The 18,553-nt window shown below is 55.2% G+C and carries 19 protein-coding genes; 11 read left to right on the top strand and 8 right to left on the bottom strand.

Going from position 1 to position 18,553, the window contains the following annotated elements; all coding sequences use genetic code 11:
• Positions 1–164: 164 nt before the first annotated feature.
• Genes ACSZO4_RS18800 through ACSZO4_RS18790 form a run of 3 tightly spaced genes read left to right on the top strand, consistent with a single transcriptional unit; the run spans position 165 to position 3,226 of the window.
• Positions 165–1,358, top strand: coding sequence for an MFS transporter (locus tag ACSZO4_RS18800; protein ID WP_437890557.1), 1,194 nt, complete (start codon positions 165–167; stop codon positions 1,356–1,358).
• 26 nt (positions 1,359–1,384) lie between these two features.
• Positions 1,385–2,251 carry an MBL fold metallo-hydrolase gene (locus tag ACSZO4_RS18795; protein ID WP_437890556.1) on the top strand — a complete coding sequence of 289 codons (867 nt, stop codon included), beginning with the start codon at positions 1,385–1,387 and terminating at the stop codon, positions 2,249–2,251.
• Between the two features lie 48 nt (positions 2,252–2,299).
• Complete coding sequence (locus ACSZO4_RS18790) at positions 2,300–3,226, top strand: alpha/beta hydrolase fold domain-containing protein (protein ID WP_437890555.1); 927 nt, start codon at positions 2,300–2,302, stop codon at positions 3,224–3,226.
• 59 nt (positions 3,227–3,285) lie between these two features.
• Here the strand turns inward: ACSZO4_RS18790 and ACSZO4_RS18785 are convergent, their stop codons facing one another.
• Positions 3,286–4,194: a LysR family transcriptional regulator gene (locus ACSZO4_RS18785; RefSeq protein WP_437890554.1), complete on the bottom strand. Its 909-nt coding sequence runs from the start codon at positions 4,192–4,194 to the stop codon at positions 3,286–3,288.
• Between the two features lie 96 nt (positions 4,195–4,290).
• Between ACSZO4_RS18785 and ACSZO4_RS18780 the strand changes: the two genes are divergently transcribed.
• Complete coding sequence (locus ACSZO4_RS18780; RefSeq protein WP_437890553.1) at positions 4,291–4,806, top strand: SRPBCC domain-containing protein; 516 nt, start codon at positions 4,291–4,293, stop codon at positions 4,804–4,806.
• Positions 4,807–4,824: 18 nt separating this feature from the next.
• Entirely contained in the window at positions 4,825–5,832 is a 1,008-nt protein-coding gene (locus ACSZO4_RS18775) for a zinc-binding dehydrogenase (RefSeq protein WP_437890552.1), read from the top strand.
• A gap of 18 nt (positions 5,833–5,850) precedes the next feature.
• Here the strand turns inward: ACSZO4_RS18775 and ACSZO4_RS18770 are convergent, their stop codons facing one another.
• Positions 5,851–6,735 carry a LysR substrate-binding domain-containing protein gene (locus ACSZO4_RS18770; RefSeq protein WP_437890551.1) on the bottom strand — a complete coding sequence of 295 codons (885 nt, stop codon included), beginning with the start codon at positions 6,733–6,735 and terminating at the stop codon, positions 5,851–5,853.
• A gap of 128 nt (positions 6,736–6,863) precedes the next feature.
• Here ACSZO4_RS18770 and ACSZO4_RS18765 point away from each other — a divergent pair, with 128 nt between their 5' ends.
• Positions 6,864–8,228: an MFS transporter gene (locus ACSZO4_RS18765; RefSeq protein ID WP_437890550.1), complete on the top strand. Its 1,365-nt coding sequence runs from the start codon at positions 6,864–6,866 to the stop codon at positions 8,226–8,228.
• Here the strand turns inward: ACSZO4_RS18765 and ACSZO4_RS18760 are convergent.
• The gene (locus ACSZO4_RS18760) at positions 8,225–10,933 is read right to left on the bottom strand and encodes a LuxR C-terminal-related transcriptional regulator (protein ID WP_437890549.1); all 2,709 of its coding nucleotides are present in this window, start codon (positions 10,931–10,933) and stop codon (positions 8,225–8,227) included. The genes ACSZO4_RS18765 and ACSZO4_RS18760 overlap by 4 nt on opposite strands.
• A gap of 210 nt (positions 10,934–11,143) precedes the next feature.
• Here ACSZO4_RS18760 and ACSZO4_RS18755 point away from each other — a divergent pair, with 210 nt between their 5' ends.
• Positions 11,144–11,923: an acetoin reductase gene (locus ACSZO4_RS18755; RefSeq protein WP_437890548.1), complete on the top strand. Its 780-nt coding sequence runs from the start codon at positions 11,144–11,146 to the stop codon at positions 11,921–11,923.
• A 31-nt stretch (positions 11,924–11,954) separates the two neighbouring features.
• Here ACSZO4_RS18755 and ACSZO4_RS18750 read toward each other — a convergent pair whose 3' ends face one another.
• The 3 genes from ACSZO4_RS18750 to ACSZO4_RS18740 form a co-directional block, all read right to left on the bottom strand.
• A complete protein-coding gene (locus ACSZO4_RS18750) occupies positions 11,955–12,158 on the bottom strand; it encodes a hypothetical protein (RefSeq protein ID WP_437890547.1) in 204 nt (67 codons plus the stop codon).
• 126 nt (positions 12,159–12,284) lie between these two features.
• Positions 12,285–12,833, bottom strand: coding sequence for a flavodoxin family protein (locus ACSZO4_RS18745; protein ID WP_437890546.1), 549 nt, complete (start codon positions 12,831–12,833; stop codon positions 12,285–12,287).
• Between the two features lie 25 nt (positions 12,834–12,858).
• Positions 12,859–13,287: a DoxX family protein gene (locus ACSZO4_RS18740; RefSeq protein ID WP_437890545.1), complete on the bottom strand. Its 429-nt coding sequence runs from the start codon at positions 13,285–13,287 to the stop codon at positions 12,859–12,861.
• A 243-nt stretch (positions 13,288–13,530) separates the two neighbouring features.
• On the opposite strand from ACSZO4_RS18740, the gene ACSZO4_RS18735 reads away from it, so the two are divergent.
• Positions 13,531–13,923: a winged helix-turn-helix transcriptional regulator gene (locus ACSZO4_RS18735; RefSeq protein WP_437890544.1), complete on the top strand. Its 393-nt coding sequence runs from the start codon at positions 13,531–13,533 to the stop codon at positions 13,921–13,923.
• 16 nt (positions 13,924–13,939) lie between these two features.
• Here ACSZO4_RS18735 and ACSZO4_RS18730 read toward each other — a convergent pair whose 3' ends face one another.
• Positions 13,940–14,413: a MarR family winged helix-turn-helix transcriptional regulator gene (locus ACSZO4_RS18730; RefSeq protein WP_437890543.1), complete on the bottom strand. Its 474-nt coding sequence runs from the start codon at positions 14,411–14,413 to the stop codon at positions 13,940–13,942.
• A 207-nt stretch (positions 14,414–14,620) separates the two neighbouring features.
• On the opposite strand from ACSZO4_RS18730, the gene ACSZO4_RS18725 reads away from it, so the two are divergent.
• From ACSZO4_RS18725 to ACSZO4_RS18715, 3 genes are read left to right on the top strand one after another with little or no spacing between them, the layout of a single operon-like run.
• Positions 14,621–15,961 carry a uracil-xanthine permease family protein gene (locus ACSZO4_RS18725; protein WP_437890542.1) on the top strand — a complete coding sequence of 447 codons (1,341 nt, stop codon included), beginning with the start codon at positions 14,621–14,623 and terminating at the stop codon, positions 15,959–15,961.
• Positions 15,958–16,599, top strand: a complete 642-nt coding sequence (locus tag ACSZO4_RS18720) for a cysteine hydrolase family protein (protein WP_437890541.1) — start codon at positions 15,958–15,960, stop codon at positions 16,597–16,599. Before ACSZO4_RS18725 ends, ACSZO4_RS18720 begins: the two co-directional genes overlap by 4 nt.
• Positions 16,600–16,650: 51 nt before the next feature.
• A complete protein-coding gene (locus ACSZO4_RS18715) occupies positions 16,651–17,211 on the top strand; it encodes a nucleotidyltransferase family protein (protein WP_437890540.1) in 561 nt (186 codons plus the stop codon).
• Positions 17,212–17,351: 140 nt separating this feature from the next.
• Here ACSZO4_RS18715 and ACSZO4_RS18710 read toward each other — a convergent pair whose 3' ends face one another.
• A complete protein-coding gene (locus ACSZO4_RS18710) occupies positions 17,352–18,431 on the bottom strand; it encodes an alpha/beta hydrolase (protein WP_437890539.1) in 1,080 nt (359 codons plus the stop codon).
• Between the last annotated feature and the right edge of the window lie 122 nt (positions 18,432–18,553).

The following is an 18,553-nucleotide window of genomic DNA, read 5'->3' as shown; positions in this document are numbered from 1 at the left end:
ATTCGCGCGACTGACTTAAAGGTCAAACCTTTCGGAGTCCCCCGGCAAAGCCGGGGGTTTACCGGACTTAATTATTCTCAGAGAGAAATGTAACGACTGCCTTTAATGGATTTCAGGATGGAAATGTAACTTAATATCGCTGTAGTCGAACAGAAAAAAGCTGCTTGCGGCAACTGATCTTCATCAGATGCCCTGGCGGCTGGCTGCTGGACAAGTTTGGCTCACGCAAAATTGTCACCCTGGCGTTTGTGGGGATGGCCATCGTTAACATTTTGCAGGGCTTTATCACCTTTTACTCCGGGCTGTGGGTGCTTATCTCATTCTGTATTCTGCGTGGGGTGATCGGGTTTCTGGAAACCCCAGGGGTGCCTGCGTTTATCCGGGTGATTACCACCTGGTGCCCGCTGAAAGAGAAAGGATTTGCCGGGAGCCTTGCCGGGGCGGCGCAGTATATGGCGGTATTTGCCTTTGTTCCCTTCTTTGCCTGGTTTGTCAGTGAGTACAGCTTCCAGCAATTGTTCTTTGTTATCGGTGTGCTGGAGCTGCTGGTCGCCTGGCTGTTTTATCGCTCGACACCGGCGCCCGCGCATCATCCGAAGGTCAATCAGGCCGAAATTGATTACATTCGGGAAGGCGGCGGTTTGCCGGATATGGATCTGAAAAAGAAAGAAGGTAAAGCGCAGAAAACGGTCTCCTGGCGGGAGCTAAAAGCTTTCGTCACCAACAGGCAGACGATTGGTATTTTTATCAGCCAGTACTGCTTTAACTGTCTGGCATTTTTCTTCCTCTCCTGGTTCCCGATGTATCTGATGTCGGAACGTGGGATTGATATTAAAGCGACCGGCGTTCTGGTGGCGATCCCGGCGTTCGGCGCCTTTATTGGCGGGCTTTCCAGCGGTGCGCTCTCCGATTATCTGATGCGCAGAACCTCGTCGCTGACCATTTCCAGAAAAACACCGATCTACATTGGTATGTTGTGTTCGTTTTCCATGTTTTTCTGCAACTACGTTGATTCCATCACGCTGGTGGTGGCTCTGATGACTCTTGCGTATTTTGGCAAAGGCTGCTCAACACTCGGCTGGGTGATCCTGACGGACGTGGCCCCGAAAGAGATCATCGGTACCGCGGGCGGTATTTTTAACGCCTTCGGTAATGTCTCCACCATTGTTACCCCCATCGTGATTGGCTATATCGTCAGCTATACCGGTAGTTTTACCTGGGCGCTTATTTTTGTATCCGCGCACGCGCTACTCGCTTTATTCAGCTATCTGGTGATCGTCGGCCCAATTAAACGTATTGAGGCCAGTCCGCAGCAGGAGATACACCAGCCCTTAACCCAACAACCGGTCAAAGAATAACCCTGCTGGCCGAGGAGAACAGTATTATGAGTGCGAAAAGTGACTATCAGGCATTTCTCAGGCGTAAAGAGGCGAAGAAGGGCGAGTTAATGGGTAAGTACTGGGTTAACCAGGAAAGTCGTTATGTCAGCCCGTTTCAGATTTACGGTAATTTATATTATGTCGGCGATAACTGGGTTTGTGCCCATATTGTTGATACAGGCAATGGCCTGATTTTATTTGATGCAGGCAACACCGGAGCGACGGCGATGCTTGTCCAGGCTATCTGGGAGGCAGGGTTTAATCCGGCTAATGTGCGGTGGCTGGTGTTATCCCATGCTCATGTCGATCATATTGGTGCGGCGAATTTTTTCAAAAGCATGTTTGGGACAAAAATTTACCTTGGCGCGCCGGATGCCGAAATGTTCAGAAGCAAACCCGAATTTGTCTTTATTCAGGATGGCGCCAGTACCGAAGATGAATTATGTGAAATTGACGTCGAGATAAATGATGGCGATGTGATCCACTTCGGCGAACTTCCTGTACGTTTTGTGTTGGTTCCCGGACATACCGAAGGCTGTATCGCCTGCTTTTTTGATATAACCGATGGCTATACCGCCCGCCGCGTTGGCTATTATGGCGGGTTTGGTTTTAACACCCTGCACAAAGCATTTCTTGAAGAGTATGGCGACCCTGAGCTCAATATGCGTCACCACTATCTCCGCTCACTTGAAAAGGTACGTAATGAACCCGTTGATATTTTTATGGCTAATCATACCGTAAATATTGATTTGTTAGCTAAACGCCAGCAGATGCTTGCAGATCCGAGCCGAAATCCCTTTATTGACAGCAAAGCGTGGTCACGATACCTCGATAAAAAACGTGATGACCTGCTCACAATGATGGCTAATTAATCCGTTTGTCGCTATGAAAATCAAAACATTAACCGAAGGAAAGTGTAGATGAAATATTTTATTGATCCCGGCAGAGCACGCGAAAGCATTAACTTTATCGATAACATCGTTTATTCCCATGCAAAGGATCTACAGGGGAATTCGCTGGAGCTGAAAATGTCGATTATGTCGCAGAATGGCAACAGTGAAATGAAAGCGGCAGCCGGAGAACAGTACCAGGAAGCGAAAAGGGCAGCCCGCCCAACAATTCTGTGGATCCCGGGTGGCGGATTTCGCGGCGTCGACAAGAATCTGATGGTGGCAGAGGTGCAGTATCTTGTGGAAGCAGGCTACATTGTGGCTTCAATGTATTACCGTGGTAGCCACCAGGCGCATTATCCTGAGCAATTAAAAGACGTTAAAACCGCACTGCGTTTCCTGCGCGCCCATGCGGAGGAATATGATATTGATCCGCAGAAAATAGGCGTGATGGGGCGCTCTGCGGGCGGGCATTTAAGCCTGATGGCGGCGATGAATACCTCAGGTTACGACACCAGCGAATGGGCAGGATTCTCCTCAAATGTGCAGGCGGCTTACGATCTCTTTGGTCCGGGTGATTTGGTCACCCTGATGGAAAACGATGAAGTTGAGATGCGTAATCCCAATCATCGCTGGAAAAAGATTGAAGAAACTCACGCCGGGGCGTTGCTGGGAGGCGATCCTGCCACCATGAAAGAGCGCGCGAAAGAAGCCTGCGTGAAGTATTTTATTAACAAGGATATGGCGCCGATCCTGATTATGCATGGCGATAACGATCCGCTGGTGCCGCTGGCGATAAGTGAAGATACCTATAACGATATTTGCCACGCCGGGCTTGAAGACCGCGTGGATCTGTATGTCGTCAAAAACGGGGGCCATGGCACGCCTGAATTTTTCCAGCTGCAGACCAAACAGATAGCGCTGGAATTTTTTAATCAACAGCTGCGCAGCCGGTAAGAGAAAGCGCGCTACGAGGCTGCCCGCCCTGGGCAGCCGTTTCAGGCTACATCACTCCGTCAGCTCAGGCTTTCCCCCACGCTTTCAAATAACAGCGCTCGCACCCAGCGATGGCCTGGATCGCGGTGGGTACGTTCGTGCCACACTGCAAGCTTGGTAAAACCGGGGATCTCCACCGGCGGCTCCAGCGCCACAAGTCCGTCGCTCTTCGCCACCAGACGACGGGGTAATACCGCCAGCAGATCGGTGGTACGCAATAAACCGGCTAAGGCGAGAAAACTGGTGAGCGTCAGGGCAACATGCCGTTCGCGGCCAATTTTCGCCAGCGCGTCATCGGCAACCCCCCAGAATCGCTCCCCGGCAAACGAGACCAGCGCATGGTCAAGGGCGCAAAAACGGTCGAGGGAAAGTACCGGGCTTTGGGCATCCGGGTGATCGGCGCGCAGGGCGCAGACGTAGGTTTCGTCAAACAGGCGGCGGGCATGAAGATCCGGCAGGGCGCTTTCGGGCGTCATCAGAGCCAGGTCAAGGAGGCCCTGCTCAAACTGAGCCTGTATTCGATCATCATCCACCGGGCGAATGGCAACCCGTATTCCAGGAGCATGGATGCGAAGCCGGGCCATAAAGGGCAACACCAGGGTCTGTAATGCGTAGTCGGTGGCGGCAATAGAGAGGGTAAAACGGGCGTGTAACGGATCGAAAGCCACCGGCTGTAATAACGCGTCCACATCCGTCAGGATCTGCTTTACCGGACCCGCCAGCTCCAGCGCCCGCAGCGTGGGCACGATGCCGCGCTGGCTGCGGACAAACAGCGGATCGTCAAAGCTTTCCCGCAGCCGGGTGAGCATGCCGCTGACCGCAGGCTGGGTAAAGCCTAAACGCAAAGCCGCACGGGTCACGCTACGCTCATCCAGCAGGGCATCGAGGGTGCGCAGCAGGTTGAGATCCAGGGTTTTGATATCACGCATAGTTATGGGTTCTATTCTCGAGTGTTATTTGTCTTATTTCTGCCGCTTTTTTATCGTTGTTGCAAGCAAAACGCTTTAACGATTAAGGACTCACCCATGAACGAGATTATCTGGCCGCAGGATTATCTGCCGGGTTTTACTGACAATTTTGCCTCCAATGAAGTCATTGTGGCGGGCATCAGCGCCGCTCAGATCTGGCCTTTGTTAAGTCATCCCTCCCTCTGGCCGACCTATTATGCTAATTCCGCCAACGCCCGTTTTTATGATTGCAAGGGCCCGGAGCTGGCGGAAGGTGTAGGCTTCTACTTTGAAACCTTTGGTTTCCCGGTTGAAGCCCGTTGTACCGAGTTTGTTGCGCCTAAAGAGGGGCAACCCGGGCGTGTGGCCTGGCACGGCTGGGCCGGAGAAGAGGGGGCTGATGACCGCCTAGATGTGCACCATGCATGGCTTATTGAGGATCTGCCCCAGAGCCGGGTGCGCATTCTGACTCAGGAAACCCAGAAAGGAAAACCCGCGCAGGCGCTGGCGCAGACCAAACCGAACCCAATGATTAACGGGCACCAGCAGTGGCTTGATGGTCTGGTGAGCGCAGTGCGTGAGGCGAATCGTTAACTGAAAAAGGAGCAGCAGATGAATGGAACAGCGTCTGAGCGCGGCACGCACCGCGCCTGGGTCTGGCATGGCAGTGCAGAGCCGTTGCAGCTAACCTGCGAACGCATCGACTTACCGGCCCTCGGATCGCACGACGTATTAGTGCGCAATGAAGTGATTGCGCTTAATCCGGTGGACTGGAAGGTACTGACTCCGGGTCTGGTCAACTGGACGCCGGGCCATGTTCCCGGCGTCGACGGCGCAGGAACGGTTATCGCGGTGGGGGATGAGGCGCCGCAACGCTGGCTGGGTCAGCGCGTTTGTTATCACCAGAGCCTGAACAGGCCGGGCAGTTTCGCCGAATACACCCCGGTTGCTCACCGGGTGTTGATGTCTGTTCCGGATGCGCTTGATTTTGCCACCGCCGCCAGTTTTCCCTGCCCGGGGCTGACGGCCTGGCAGGCGCTGGAAAAATTACCCCCGCGCCAGGCTGCACCCCTGCTGATTAGCGGCGCAGGCGGCGCGGTGGGTCATTATCTGGTGCAGTTCGCCGTTGCCGCAGGCTTCAGCGTGACCGCGATGTGCAACGCCCGGCACTGGGATCGCCTGCGTGACATGGGCGTGAACCGCTGCATTCCCGGGGCGCTGGCGGCAGGGGCGACGCTGCCAGAGAGCGAGGTTAACCGCTTCTATGGCGTGATTGACAGCGTTGATGAAGAGCATGCAACCCGCCTTACTCCGGCCCTGATGGCTAACGGGCATATCGTCAGTATTCAGGGGCGGCTGGAGCACTGGCCCAACGCTCCTTTCGGGCGCACGCTGTCCCTGCACGAAGTGGCGCTGGGTGCGCTGCATGCCTTTGGCGATGACGAAGCCTGGCAGCGACTCACCCGGACAGGTGAACAGAAGCTGATTGCGCTGGCAAATCAGCAACTGAAGCCGATGGACAGAGTGATGGACGATTTCTCCCGTCTCCCGCAGCTTTTGGAAGGTTTGCGCCACCGCCAGTTCAGCGGCAAACCGCTTATCCTGGTTAATCCTGATTAATTTCAGTTACACTGTCACCTATCTGAACTGCTGAATAAGCCAGTCCCTGAATTGCTGTATATGCTCACGACCAGCCTTCTCCGGGCTGGTCACAAAGTAGTAATGACCGCCGGGAAGCGTACCCGGTAAGGCGATGTGCAATAGCCCCTGGGCCAGTGGGTGCTGAATAAGTAATTCACTGGCCAGCAATACTCCCTGCCCGGCAATCGCCGCCTGAATGGCGTGCGTCTCATCATCAAAACGGATCCCCGTCCCGGTCGCCAGATTTGAAGGGCCAAAGGCCGCCTTCCAGTGATCCCAGTCCGGCTCCGGAGTGGGAATATGGCGGTTTTCAATATGAAACAGGGTTATGCCCAGCAGATCCTCTGGAGCCTGCAGTTTGAGTGACGGGCTGGCGACCAGCACAAAGCGGTCATGCCAGAGCAAAGTACTGTCCAGGCTGTTGTCCGCATGCATGCTGTAGCGAATGGCGCAATCGGCTAACGGGCCGTGCAAATCCACAAGCCCGGTACTGCTGTGCAGGCGTAACTCCAGTGCGGGTAAAACCTGATGCAGCGCCGGCAAGCGGGGAACCAGCCAGTTGGTCAGAAAATTGGAGGTGGTGGTGAGCGTCAGCGCATCTGGCGGCGCAGGATTATCAATCTGCTCAATGGCGTCACGCAGAGTGGCAAACATATTGCCTGAAGCGCGAAACAGGATCTCACCTGCCGGGGTGAGCGCCACGGCGCGGGCCGAGCGGGAAAACAGGCGCTGATTCAGCGTCTCTTCAAGCTGACGAATTTGATGGCTGATGGCCGTAGGGGTGACGCCGATTTCTTCGGCGGCCAGCTTAAAACTGGCGTTGCGGGCAACGGCATCAAAGGCCCGGATAGCAACAAGCGGCGGTAAGCGGCGTAATTTCATGGATGAATTCAGCTCATCTTAAGGTGAAAACTATGATTTTGATTACTTCGTCTGCCATGGCATAGGCTTTTATGACTGAAAATAATCCATGAGGATTATTCATCATATCCTGACTGACAGGAAGCCCGATGACGCAAATTAACCTGACGCCCACCTCACTCACTACACGCCCACTTGCCCTGCTGGTGCCGGGCATCGCCCAGGCGCTGATAGCGGTGGATTACGCCATTGTCTATGTGGCGCTCCCTACGCTTGCGCAGGATCTGCACCTTGGCGCAGGAACGATGCAATGGGTGGTTTCACTCTATGGTCTCACCTTTGCGGCGCTGCTGCTGTTCGGCGGAAGTCTGTGCGATCGGCTGGGCGCTCGCCGGGTGTTCAGCGCCGGAATGGCGCTTTTTGTCCTTGCGTCGGCACTGGGCGGGCTGGCGCAAAATGGAGCCTTGCTGTTGCTTGCCAGGGGCGGGCAGGGTGTGGCTGCTGCTTTGCTGCAACCCGCCGTACTCGCGCTGATGGCCCAACGCTATCAGGGAGAGGCACACCGACGCGCGCTGGCCATATGGGGAGCGACAGGCGCACTGGGGCTGGTAGCAGGCGTTATGCTGGGTGGCGTACTGGCGGCATTCAACTGGCGGGCGATCTTTTTTATCAATCTGCTTCCGGGCCTTATTGCACTCTGGCGGGTTCGTTATGATTTTCCGCTTATCGCGCCTGAGGGGCAGCAACATAGCACCGGCTTTGGCGCAGTACTCGGCTGCGCGGCAACAGGCTCGCTGGTCTGGGCAATGATGCGGTATGCCGAAACCGGGATGCACGATTTTCTTGCAAATCGACTCGCGCTGGCGATGCTGCTTCTGTTTATTTTGCATGAACGCTTTGCAGCTAATCCGCTGTGGTCACGCCGTCTTCGGACATTACCCGGCTTGCAAAGCGGCTGGCTCAGCAGCGCCTGTTATATGGCCAGCGTCGGCAGTCAGTTTTATGCCATGACGCTGCTATGGCAACAGACTCTCCACCTTGATGCCATTACGACCGGGCTGTTGTTCACCCCACTGGCGCTGCTGATTGTGGCGGGTAACGGGCTGTTTAGCTGGCTGAGTGCCAGGTTTGCCAGCGCAAGGCTCCTGATGGGCGGATTTGCCGCAGCGGCAGTGGGATTATGGCTGATTTCTGTCTCCCTGAGCGAGCCTCTGTCGGTGCGCTTTATTCTGGGGATTGCCCTCAGCGGCCTCGGTCATGGCGTGATTTATCCTGCGATGTTTGCCATCGGGCTGACGGCCACGCCCGTTGCGCTGCAGGGGCGGGCCAGCGCGATGATCGTCACGACCCAGTACACGGCCGGGGCAATGATGCTGGCGGTTATCTCTGTATTGCCTGGTCTTGAGAGCGGGCTGGAGCACTGGCAGAGCGTGTTTCATGTGTTGTGCGTCCCGGCGCTGGTGGGAGTCTGCGTGGCGCTGTGCGCCTGCACCAGCAAAAACCGCCCGCTTTAATTCAGCCATCCCCATTTTCTTGCCTGGTTAACGGCCTGGATGCGCCCGCCGACCTCAAGCTTTTCATACAGCTGTTTCAGGTGCCATTTGACGGTTTCCACTGAAATGCCGAGCGTGCGGGCGATACTTTTATTGGAGTTACCCTCGGCGATGAGGCGCAGGGTTTGTTGTTCACGTTCAGTCAGCCGCAGCGGGGCGCTGGCTGGCGGCGAACTGACGCCCAGCAGGCTTTCCGCTCCGGCGATCGCGCGGATAAGCGGCTCATCGCCGGAATACTGGCTGCGCATAAACGCCAGCAGCGCCTGCAGAGAAGGGCCGGCATCCAGCAGGCTCTGGCGAAGATGTTGCTCCACGGCATGGGCCAGTGCCGGTTTGCAGGCGGCGGCCGCCTTCATTGCTTCGCCCGCCTGCCACAGCGCCACGGCCTGTAATAACCGGCTATTCAGGGCTGGCAAATATTCGCCACAGGACTCATGTTCGGCGATAACGGCCTCAAGCCTTGTCGCCGCCATTTTGGGTTTGCCGTTAGCCAGCAGTAAACGGCTTTCACAGCTAACCGTATGCCAGCTTTCGGCTCCCGCCAGTTGCTGTAACTCGCTGAATAACTGGCGGGCCTTGAGGCTAGCCCCGGCGTCAAGGCTCAGGGTGACGCGTTCAGCGAGCAGAGTTATCCTCGCCCGTCGCCATCCACGCTGAAGCGCAAGTTGCCCGGCGTGGATTAACAATTGCTGGGCGTCATCATACTGACCATTTTGTTGGGCCTGCTGCGCCAGCACCTGGTAACAGAGACTCAGGCCATCCGGCGGACAAAAATCATCAATCATGCCAGTGCGCGGGGTTAACAGGGCGCAGGCCCGGCCGCTGTCGCCCTGCGCCTGAGCAATGGCGGCCAGCAGCGGGGCGAGGGTGGCCCCGCTGCTGGTGTGGGTGCCGGTCTGCTGTTCGGCAGAGTGTAACGCCTGGGTGGCCAGACGCTGCGCTTCATGCAGATTCCCCTGGCGCAGGACTCCGAGGGCCAGGACAAACGCCCGGTACACCTCAATAAACATATTGCGATTTTTTGCCAGAATGGCCGGGAAACGCTGCTGCACATCCAGCGCCTGCTGAGGGCGTCTGAGCGCCAGATGGCAATAGCTGAGGATATTGCACACCAGGCCATCCACCCAGTCATCCCCGCAGGGGACTTCGCCAAGCAGGGGCTCGACGATAGCGATGCTGCCGATAATGTTATCGGCAAAGGCTTCACAGATTGCCCGCACCACCCGCTGTTTTACCCATGTGGAATGGGCCAGCCTGGTGGGCTGGACGGCCACCATCGCATCAATAGCATCAAGCAACTGACGGGCGTCGTGAAAACGAAAGTGGTGGGCCAGCGCCCAGGCCAGATTGAGCTGAAGCTCGGTACGGGAAGGATCGGGCGTGGCGGGCAGGTAGCGGATCCAGCGCACCATGGTGTCAATATCGCCTTCCTCGGCCAGCGACTGGGCGCCCGCTTCGGCATGGCGGGTCACCGATTTCCCGGCGGCCAGCGCGTGGCGGATGGCTTCAGCCCAGAGCTGTTGAGCGGCAAACCAGTTCCCCGCGCGCTCATGCAACAGGCGAATATCAACATTCTCGTGGTGCTGCAAACGCTGCCAGAGCGCATCGCGCATCAGCGGATGATAGCGAAACCAGAAGCCGCCTTCATCCAGCGCGCTGAGAAACAGATTGTGTTGCCCGACCCAGGCGAGCATCGCTTTGCCGTTGCTCTCATTTGTGACGGCGTCACATAAATCCGGGTGCAGACGATTAAGCACTGAGGTCAGCATCAGAAACTGCAGCACCGCCGGCGGCAGCGGGGCAACGATGACCTCGTCCAGATAACGGGCGATGGAGCGTGAACCGGCGCGCAGATCGCCCGCCAGTCGTGGCCCCGCTTCGCGGCTAGCCGGGGCCAGACTGGCAATTTTCATCCCAGCGACCCAGCCCTCCGTCAGGGCCATTAACTGCGGGATATCCTGTTTTTTGACGGTTGCCGTTGCCGACTGGGCGAAATAAGCCTGAGCTTCACTTTCGGTAAAGCGCAGCTGTTTGTCGTCAATTTCAAGATACTGCTCCTGAATTTGCAGGCGGCCCAGCGCCAGAGGGGGTTGCGTACGGCTGCCAATAATCAGCCGCAGCGAGGCCGGGGCATGGTGGAGAAGCCAACTGATGCCCGCATGGATCTCCGGGTCACGAAGGGTGTGATAGTCATCAAGGATCAGGTACACCGGGTGCGGGCTGAGGTGTAAGGCGTTGGTTAACTCCACCAGGAACAGCGAAAAATCCTCGCTGCGGGAACGCTCGGGCGAGCGGGTATATGTCTCGCAAAGCTCCGTGCAGAATGGGCGCAGCGCCGCCAGCAGATAGCGCATAAAGAGTTCGGGATCGCTGTCATGTTCTTCAAGGCTGAGCCAGGCCAGCGCGTCTCCCTGTTGCTGACGATGGCGATACCACTGGGCCAGCAGCGTGGTTTTGCCGAAACCGGCGGCTGCACGGACCAGCGCCAGGCTACCGGAGGTTGCCGTATCGAGCAGGGTGAGCAGACGATCGCGTTGCAACAAGGCGCCGGGCGTTCTGGGGGGCGTGAGCTTGGTCAGGATCAGCGGCAGCTTGCGCGTAAAACGAAAGGGTTCTTCGGTAAGGTTTTCGGTGGGTAAATGATCAGCAGGGGACAAAAAAGCCATACAGCCATGACCTCGTTATTATCGCTTTCCCTGAGTGTACAAAAGGAGACGAAGCGGAACCAGCTTTACAGGCCCATAACATTTCACCCTGAGTGCTCACCCCCCCATCAGAGGGGGTAGGCCACACCCCTGGCGGGCGCTACTGTAAATCCACATAAGCCACTGGCGTTCAGGTGGTGAGTTTTTCTATCAGGATGAGGTGAAAAGAGTATGGCTATTGAAAATAAAGTTGCGCTGGTAACAGGTGCGGGTCAGGGAATTGGGCGCGGTATTGCGCTGCGTCTGGCAAAAGACGGCGCATCAATCATGCTGGTGGATATGAAAGCCGAGGCGCTGGAATCCGTCGCCGCTGAGGTCAGAGCTTTAGGGCGCAAAGCCGCCACCTTCGTCGCTGATATCTCCGATCGTGAACAGGTTTATGAGGCTATTGCCGAGGCAGAACGCCAGTTGGGTGGCTTTGACATCATCGTGAACAACGCCGGTATTGCCCAGGTGCAGCCGCTGTCCGACGTGACCCAGGAAGAGGTGGATCGCATTATGCGCATCAACGTCCAGGGCACCCTGTGGGGGATTCAGGCGGCGGCGAAGAAATTCGAAGAACGCAAACAAAAAGGCAAGATTATCAACGCATGCTCCATTGCCGGGCATGACGGCTTTGCGATGCTGGGGATTTACTCCGCCACCAAATTTGCCGTGCGGGCGCTGACCCAGGCCGCAGCCAAAGAGTACGCCAGCCGCGGGATCACCGTGAATGCCTACTGCCCGGGCATTGTGGGTACCGGTATGTGGACTGAAATCGATCAGCGTTTCTCAGATATTACGGGTGCGCCAGTCGGGGAAACCTACAAAAAATATGTTGAAGGCATTGCGCTGGGTCGCGCCGAGACGCCGGACGATGTGGCAAGCTTGGTCTCTTATCTGGCAGGACCGGACTCTGATTATGTGACCGGTCAGGCTATCCTGATTGACGGCGGTATCGTCTACCGTTAGCCCGGTTTTAAGCCGCTGCGCTGCCAGCGGCTTACTCTCTTAAGTATTTCGCTGACAAAAGCCATTCATCTTCGCTTACGCGCACTATCTGTTGACTAAAAAATCCCCCGCCGGGATGAAAGTTCGGTTCGGAGACCACTAATCCACTCAGTGAGCCTGCCAGGTGCTGCGCGGCTTCAATGGCGTAGCTGTACTGCGTGGGTTTTTCGCTGTAGCCGTAGCCGGGCAGCTCCATCCAGCGTACGCGGCAACGGGCGGTCGGCGAGAAAAACGTATTCAGCAGCGTGTTATCCCAAAGTCAGTATAAAAAAACGGGTCAGAGCGCTGACCCGTTGTGTAGCGTGCAAAATACAGGCGGTTATTAGTTAAAGCGCGCGGCAATAGCGGCGACACGTTCGCCGAATTTGCTGGCAGTCGCCAGATCGCCTGCCGGGATTTTGTCTGCCCCGGCGTCTGAAGGCGATTGCACCAGCAGACCGACCGAGCCGCCGAGGTTATTGAGATCCTCACGGGTTGCGGCCAGGGTATTCGCCGGAGGCAGACCCAGGCTCACCCACAGACCGCCGTGCTGAGAGGCCAGCGTTTGCAGGTACTGCAGGGTGACCTGTTTGTCACCGTTCAGGCTGGCGCTGTTGCTGAAACCGGCGAAGATTTTGTCCTGCCAGGCACGGGTAAACCACGCTTTTGAGGTGGCGTCAGCGAACTTTTTGAACTGCCATGGCGCGCCGCCCATATAGGTTGGGGCACCGAAAATGATCGCTTTGGCATCATTCAGCGTCTGCCAGTCCTGCTCACCAATCTCGCCGTTTTCATCGATAGCGATCAGTTTAGCTTTGGCTCCCGCAGCCACGTTTTCCGCCACCAGAGATGTGTGGCCGTAGCCTGAAAAATAAACGACAGCACTACTCATCTGTATTCCCTCGATAATGAATGGTTTAGTGTTTATTACCTGATACGCTGTATTTTCCGGCACCCAGCAACATGATGCACAGGCCGCCGAGGAAATAGAGCGCTTCACTTTCCAGTCCCCACGCGCCGACATTGGTCAGCGTGAAGAATTTACCCGTGCCGACCAGCAGGGTCGCCACCAGAATATTGAACGCATAAATAAAGGCTGCCGGACGGGTCAGCCAGCCGATAATTATCAGAACAGGCGTGACTATCTCCCCGATATACACCCCCTGGGCGATAAAGCCCGGTAACCCTTTGGCTTCGAGCATCGCTGAGATCCAGTCGACGCCGTGGCTGACTTTTGCCACCCCGTGAAACAGCATCAGGATGCCAAAAGTCAGTCGCAGCAATAAGCGACCAAAATCAGGGTGGTGGGTATAACGGGTGAACGCTTCATCAAATTTAGTTAACACGGAACAGCCTCTTCTTATTTTTACCCTTACGACGAAAGTGGATGCGACGCCGCAAGGAAACAGGTGTTGTAAGCGCGGCAAGCCTGGTGATGCAAAAGCGTGGTAAACACTTTGCCATTCGGAGCGCCTTAGTATCAAATAGATACCTGATGCGAGTTATACACGCTATCGCCCAGCCACGAAAGAAGGCACCTGAAAGCTGCTAAGTATCCTCGAGGAAACCCAGGAAGAGTAACTATCGTTATGAATAATCAGCAAATACCCTATAACATTTACGATGATCGCTGCCCGACGCGGGACGTGCTGGCAAGGCTTGCCGACAAGTGGGCGTTACTGGTGCTGGGATGCCTGGAAAAGGAGCCGCACCGCTTTAACCACCTGCGCCGCAGTATTCGTGGCATAACGCAGAAGATGTTGACTCAGACTCTGCGCAAACTGGAGCGTGACGGGCTGATTTCGCGGCAAATTTTCCCTACCGTGCCGGTGACTGTGGAATACCGCTTATCGCCGTTGGGGCAGACGCTGACGCAAACCGTTTCGCTGCTGACGCTGTGGGTGGAAGATAATATGGATGCGATGTCGGCAGCCCAGCAGGCGTATGACGAAGCCAGTGTGGCCGGGTTGCCAGTCGGATAACGGCGTCTGCGGACTACTACTCGAAATGCTTTACCGGGACGCTGGTAATATGGTTATTCCCTTCAACCAGCACTTTCATCATCTCAACAAACTGGCGTCGCGCCTCAGGCGGCAGCGGGGCGAGTAAGCGCAGCTGGGCATCATGCATTTGCAGCTGCGTCTTTTCCAGCAGGCGCTTACCTTTGAGGGTGATATTGACCACCTTGCGTCTTTTATCGCTGTAGTGGGTATCCCGCTTAACCAGCCCACGTTTTTCCAGCAGCTCGATGGTGGCGGCAAGCGTGGTGCGATCTGCCCCAAGCTCAACGGTAATCGCCGTCTGATCCAGCCCGTCCTGCGTGCTGAGAACCGTTAACAGACCATACTGCAACGGGGTAATTTTGCCGTTCAGCGCCTCATTAAAAATGGCGTGATGGATCTGGTTAAGCCGACGAAGAAGAAAGCCAGGTCGCTGCCAGATGTGAGTGGTATTCAAATCGTCGTCTTCCATAGTCCATCCTGGTGCAGAGGGGGAAAGGTTGCCTCGCGGCGGTGCGCAACGGGTTTATGTTTCAAGTAATATCATAATAAATTAAAAAATAAATCATTATTAATCAATTTTATAACGAATATTGCTCAGTGTACGGCATAAATATTGCCTGTTAAAGATGGCTCCCAACATAACACATTTTCATCGCATCTTTTGACAGGTAGCAAAATGGTAAATACATCAGAAACATTATCCGTCGGCATCGACGTAAAGCTGCCCCCCACGCAAACCCTTATGCTGGCGTTGCAGCATCTTCTCGCGCTTACCGGTATCTGGGTTTTCCCCGTCATCATTGGTTCCGCGCTTAATCTCACCAGCCAGCAAACCGGGATGATGGTGCAGGCCTGTTTCTTTACGACCGGCATTGTCACCATGCTGCAATCGGGGCGCTTACTGCGCCTGCCGGTGGTGCAGGGGCCGACAGCGGCATTTATGGTCGCCGTGCTTGGCTCAGCGCATTCTGTTGGCCTTGGGACAACCTTCGGCTCGATGTTCGTGGCGGCGCTGATTTTTGCCGCGCTCTCCGTTCCCCTCAAGCGACTCGGGATCATGGGGTTGCTTATCCGCTATATTTCGCCGCCGATCGTCTTTGGCACGTTGCTGGTGATAATTGGAGCGCAACTGGCGAGTATTGGCCCGGCTGGCTGGTTCAGCACCACAAGTGGCGGTACGCTGGCAACCAGCGCGCTGGCGGCACTGATTACGGTTATCACGGTTATTGGCTGCATGGTTTTTACACGTAACGAAGTGGTCAAACGCGGCGCGCTGCTGTGGGGGATTGTGGTGGGGGTTGTGGCCTTTAGCCTGATGACGCCCTGGCAGCTTCCGGATCTCAGCCAGATGCCATTTATCTCCCTGCCGGGCTTTTTTGCCTTCGGCTTTGGCGTTTCATTGCCGGTGGTATTGCTGATGATGCTGGCCTTTTTACAGGCCTCAGCGGAAGCGATGGGCATGTATTCCCTGCTGGCGGACTGGGGTGGGCAAACGCTGACTACCCAGCGGGTGAACCGTGGGCTGTTTACCGAGTTTCTGGGGTGCGCGGTAGGGGCGGCGGCAGGAGGCCTGGGCACCACCTCTTACCCGGAGAACGTCGGCATTATTCGCGTTTCCGGGGTGGGCAGCCGCTTTGTCACCTTCACGGCGGGTGGTATTGCACTGGCGCTGGGGCTGTTGCCGCAGGTGGGTTTGCTGCTTGCAAGCCTGCCGGGACCGGTGCTTTCCGCAGCCTCTTCAATCCTGTTTGGCATTATCGCGATCAGCGGTATTCAGATGATGGCCCGTGTGCACTGGGATGAACTGAATCTCGCCGTGGCGGCACCGGCGTTTATTCTCTCGATGGGCAGCATGTATCTGCCTGCCAGCGTGCTTGAGCAACTGCCGGAGTCGGCGAAAGGCATTGTTGCCCAGCCGATGATGATGGGGGTGATCCTGCTGATCCTCCTGAATTTGATTATCAATGTACTGGTGCGTGAAAGGCGCGTGTTGGCAAAAAATGGAGCGGTAAAATGATGAAAAAAGTGAAATGGGCGATTAACCCCGGCCGGACTGCGCTTATCGTTGTCGACATGCAAAAGGTCTTTTGCCTCGAAGGTGAGGGGTTGTATGTGCCTGACACGGCCAATATTATCGGTAAGATTTCCGCCCTGAGCGCGCTGATGCGCGAGCAGGGGATGCCGGTGATTTATCTTCGTCATGTGGTCAGGGGCGATGGGAGTGATACCGGGCGGATGCAGGATCTTTATCCCAACGTCAATGCGTTGCTAGGGCGGGACAATCCGGCTATCGAAATCATCGACGAACTTGCCCCGCAGGCGGGTGACATTGTGGTCGACAAGCTTTTTTACAGCGGCTTTCACAACACCGATCTGGATGCGATCCTGCGCATGAAAGATATCGATACCCTGATTGTCTGCGGCACGGTGACCAACGTGTGCTGTGAAACCACCATTCGTGACGGGGTACACCGGGAATACAAAATGATCGCCCTGAGCGATGCCAATGCGGCGATGCCCTATCCGGACATGGGCTTTGGCGAGGTCAGCGCCGCAGAGGTCCAGCGTATTTCACTGACGGCGATGGCCTATGAGTTCGCTGAGGTCACCAGTACCTCAGATATTGTGACCCGTATTGAGGCCGCGAGTCGCTAAAACCCGAGGTGCCTTGCTGAACCCGGGCGCCATTTTTTGACTGGGGGAGTTATGCAGTATCAGGAGGCATTGCAGAGATTATTGTCCGATGACGCGATAAGGATGCAGGCCCTTTACGCCGTGCGGGCATTAAAACTCAGTGATGGCTGGATTGGCGCCGGGTTTGTGCGCGACGCAGTATGGGATAGCTTACACGGCTATGGCCAGCGACCCATTTCGGGTGATGTGGATGTTGTCTGGCACGATGCCGAACGCTGCGATCCCGCCCAGGATAGCGAGCTGGAAGAAGAGCTTCGTCAGCACGCTTGCGCTTTTAACTGGTCGGTGAGAAATCAGGCCCGGATGCATCAGCGTAACGGCAATGCTCCTTATCTCTCAACGGAGAATGCGCTGCGGTACTGGCCAGAGACCGCCACGGCGGTGGCCGTCCGGGCTGCAGGTCCAGAGCGGATTGAGATTATTGCCCCCTATGGACTGAGTGATCTGTTTGAGCTGCGCCTGCGGCAAACGCCGCCATTTGAACGGGAAAAGTTAGCTGTTTTCAGCCAGCGTGTCGCCGCAAAGCGGTGGAGGGAGCGTTACCCCATGTTGCAGCTTATCCTTCCTGAATAATCAACATCGGTCTGGATCTGCCATTTTTCACGGATTGAGCAAATGGCTAAGCGATCCCCGGAAAACAAAAATCCACGCCCAGGCGTGGATTTTATTGCGGGGGGAAGACAACATGATGCAGATGAAATAAAGGGGCAATATTATGGTTTAAACTTCCAGTATTTCCCAGTTTCTACATAGCTCAATCCAAAACGTTCCTTAGCCCTCAGATCCGCATTGATGAGATAAAAAATATCGGAAAGTACCGAACGCTCTTCTGCCGGGTAGCTATGACCAACAAAACTGGTATCAACGTTTGTGGCATCGATAGATTCAATTCCAGGGTAGTAAATCAGACCATTTCTTGCGTCTCCGGCACGAGGGTATTGATGAATCTTCTGCGATGCAATCAACGCCTTATCGACAGAGGACGCGTACAACGTAACAGGTCCACCGGAGGCGGTGAGTGCAGGGGCGATGTCCCGTTTGAAAACATCCGCATCAATATCAGGTGCGGCAAGAATGACTTCTTTAATACGAGCCCGGTAATCCGGTTTGGTATTAATTACATCAATGACTGCTCTGGTTAACGCTCTGTTACCCATGCTATGGGCGATTAAATAAATATTTTGGGCACTCGATTTCTCAAGAAAATCAATCAGAAAACTTTTCAGGTTATTTTGCGTCCATTCAATATTTTGCTCATCGACGGTATAGGACACGGTCTTGCTTTGCGAAGGCCAGCTGTAGAAAACAGGCACCATATCGATCTTTAAATCATAATATATTTGCGCGGTTCTTCTGGCTGCATCGGCGAAGGAGACGTTATAACCGTGGACAAATAAAAAGGCTTTGCTTTGTTCCGTATGACTCACATCGGATGAAAGCTGAGTGAAAAAGTCCTCTTTAGCTAAAGGCTTTACACCAAGTAACGCGACATGCTTTTCCGGACTTTCTTTGAACTCCAGTTTGAAAAGTGAAGGTTCCTCTAAAACCCCTATTATATGGTGGCGGGGAATACTCACCTCAGATATGCCATAGGATAAGGTTGCGCGCTTGCTGCCATAGACATTATTGGGCACGGTCGCCTCATTATAGTTTCTGTCCGTGGCGTACATGACTTTAACAATAGCGTAGTCCGGGGTTTGTGACAGGGTGGGTGAATTACCGGCAATGGGTGCGGTACATGCGCTGATAATGACAATGCAACAAATAAAAATAAGTCGATTGAATGTTTTCATGGCCCTGCCTTATTCTAATATTGATAGCGGGTTATAATACGTAATGTTAATTAAGTCCGGTAAACCCCCGGCTTTGCCGGGGGACTCCGAAAGGTTTGACCTTTAAGTCAGTCGCGCGAATC

Source organism: Phytobacter sp. V91 (assembly GCF_965644225.1).
In the GTDB taxonomy this organism is placed as follows: domain Bacteria; phylum Pseudomonadota; class Gammaproteobacteria; order Enterobacterales; family Enterobacteriaceae; genus CBFFRJ01.
The sequence above is the reverse complement of the archived record's forward strand: the minus strand, read 5'-3'. Positions and strand labels throughout refer to the sequence as shown.

Bases quoted from the DNA above. Each gene is read 5' to 3' on its own strand.
- ACSZO4_RS18795 (WP_437890556.1), top strand. From the start codon at position 1,385: ATGAGTGCGAAAAGTGACTATCAGGCATTTCTCAGGCGTAAAGAGGCG.
- ACSZO4_RS18790 (WP_437890555.1), top strand. From the start codon at position 2,300: ATGAAATATTTTATTGATCCCGGCAGAGCACGCGAAAGCATTAACTTT.
- ACSZO4_RS18785 (WP_437890554.1), bottom strand. From the start codon at position 4,194: ATGCGTGATATCAAAACCCTGGATCTCAACCTGCTGCGCACCCTCGAT.
- ACSZO4_RS18780 (WP_437890553.1), top strand. From the start codon at position 4,291: ATGAACGAGATTATCTGGCCGCAGGATTATCTGCCGGGTTTTACTGAC.
- ACSZO4_RS18775 (WP_437890552.1), top strand. From the start codon at position 4,825: ATGAATGGAACAGCGTCTGAGCGCGGCACGCACCGCGCCTGGGTCTGG.
- ACSZO4_RS18770 (WP_437890551.1), bottom strand. From the start codon at position 6,735: ATGAAATTACGCCGCTTACCGCCGCTTGTTGCTATCCGGGCCTTTGAT.
- ACSZO4_RS18765 (WP_437890550.1), top strand. From the start codon at position 6,864: ATGACGCAAATTAACCTGACGCCCACCTCACTCACTACACGCCCACTT.
- ACSZO4_RS18760 (WP_437890549.1), bottom strand. From the start codon at position 10,933: ATGGCTTTTTTGTCCCCTGCTGATCATTTACCCACCGAAAACCTTACC.
- ACSZO4_RS18755 (WP_437890548.1), top strand. From the start codon at position 11,144: ATGGCTATTGAAAATAAAGTTGCGCTGGTAACAGGTGCGGGTCAGGGA.
- ACSZO4_RS18750 (WP_437890547.1), bottom strand. From the start codon at position 12,158: ATGGAGCTGCCCGGCTACGGCTACAGCGAAAAACCCACGCAGTACAGC.
- ACSZO4_RS18745 (WP_437890546.1), bottom strand. From the start codon at position 12,833: ATGAGTAGTGCTGTCGTTTATTTTTCAGGCTACGGCCACACATCTCTG.
- ACSZO4_RS18735 (WP_437890544.1), top strand. From the start codon at position 13,531: ATGAATAATCAGCAAATACCCTATAACATTTACGATGATCGCTGCCCG.
- ACSZO4_RS18730 (WP_437890543.1), bottom strand. From the start codon at position 14,413: ATGGAAGACGACGATTTGAATACCACTCACATCTGGCAGCGACCTGGC.
- ACSZO4_RS18725 (WP_437890542.1), top strand. From the start codon at position 14,621: ATGGTAAATACATCAGAAACATTATCCGTCGGCATCGACGTAAAGCTG.
- ACSZO4_RS18720 (WP_437890541.1), top strand. From the start codon at position 15,958: ATGATGAAAAAAGTGAAATGGGCGATTAACCCCGGCCGGACTGCGCTT.
- ACSZO4_RS18715 (WP_437890540.1), top strand. From the start codon at position 16,651: ATGCAGTATCAGGAGGCATTGCAGAGATTATTGTCCGATGACGCGATA.
- ACSZO4_RS18710 (WP_437890539.1), bottom strand. From the start codon at position 18,431: ATGAAAACATTCAATCGACTTATTTTTATTTGTTGCATTGTCATTATC.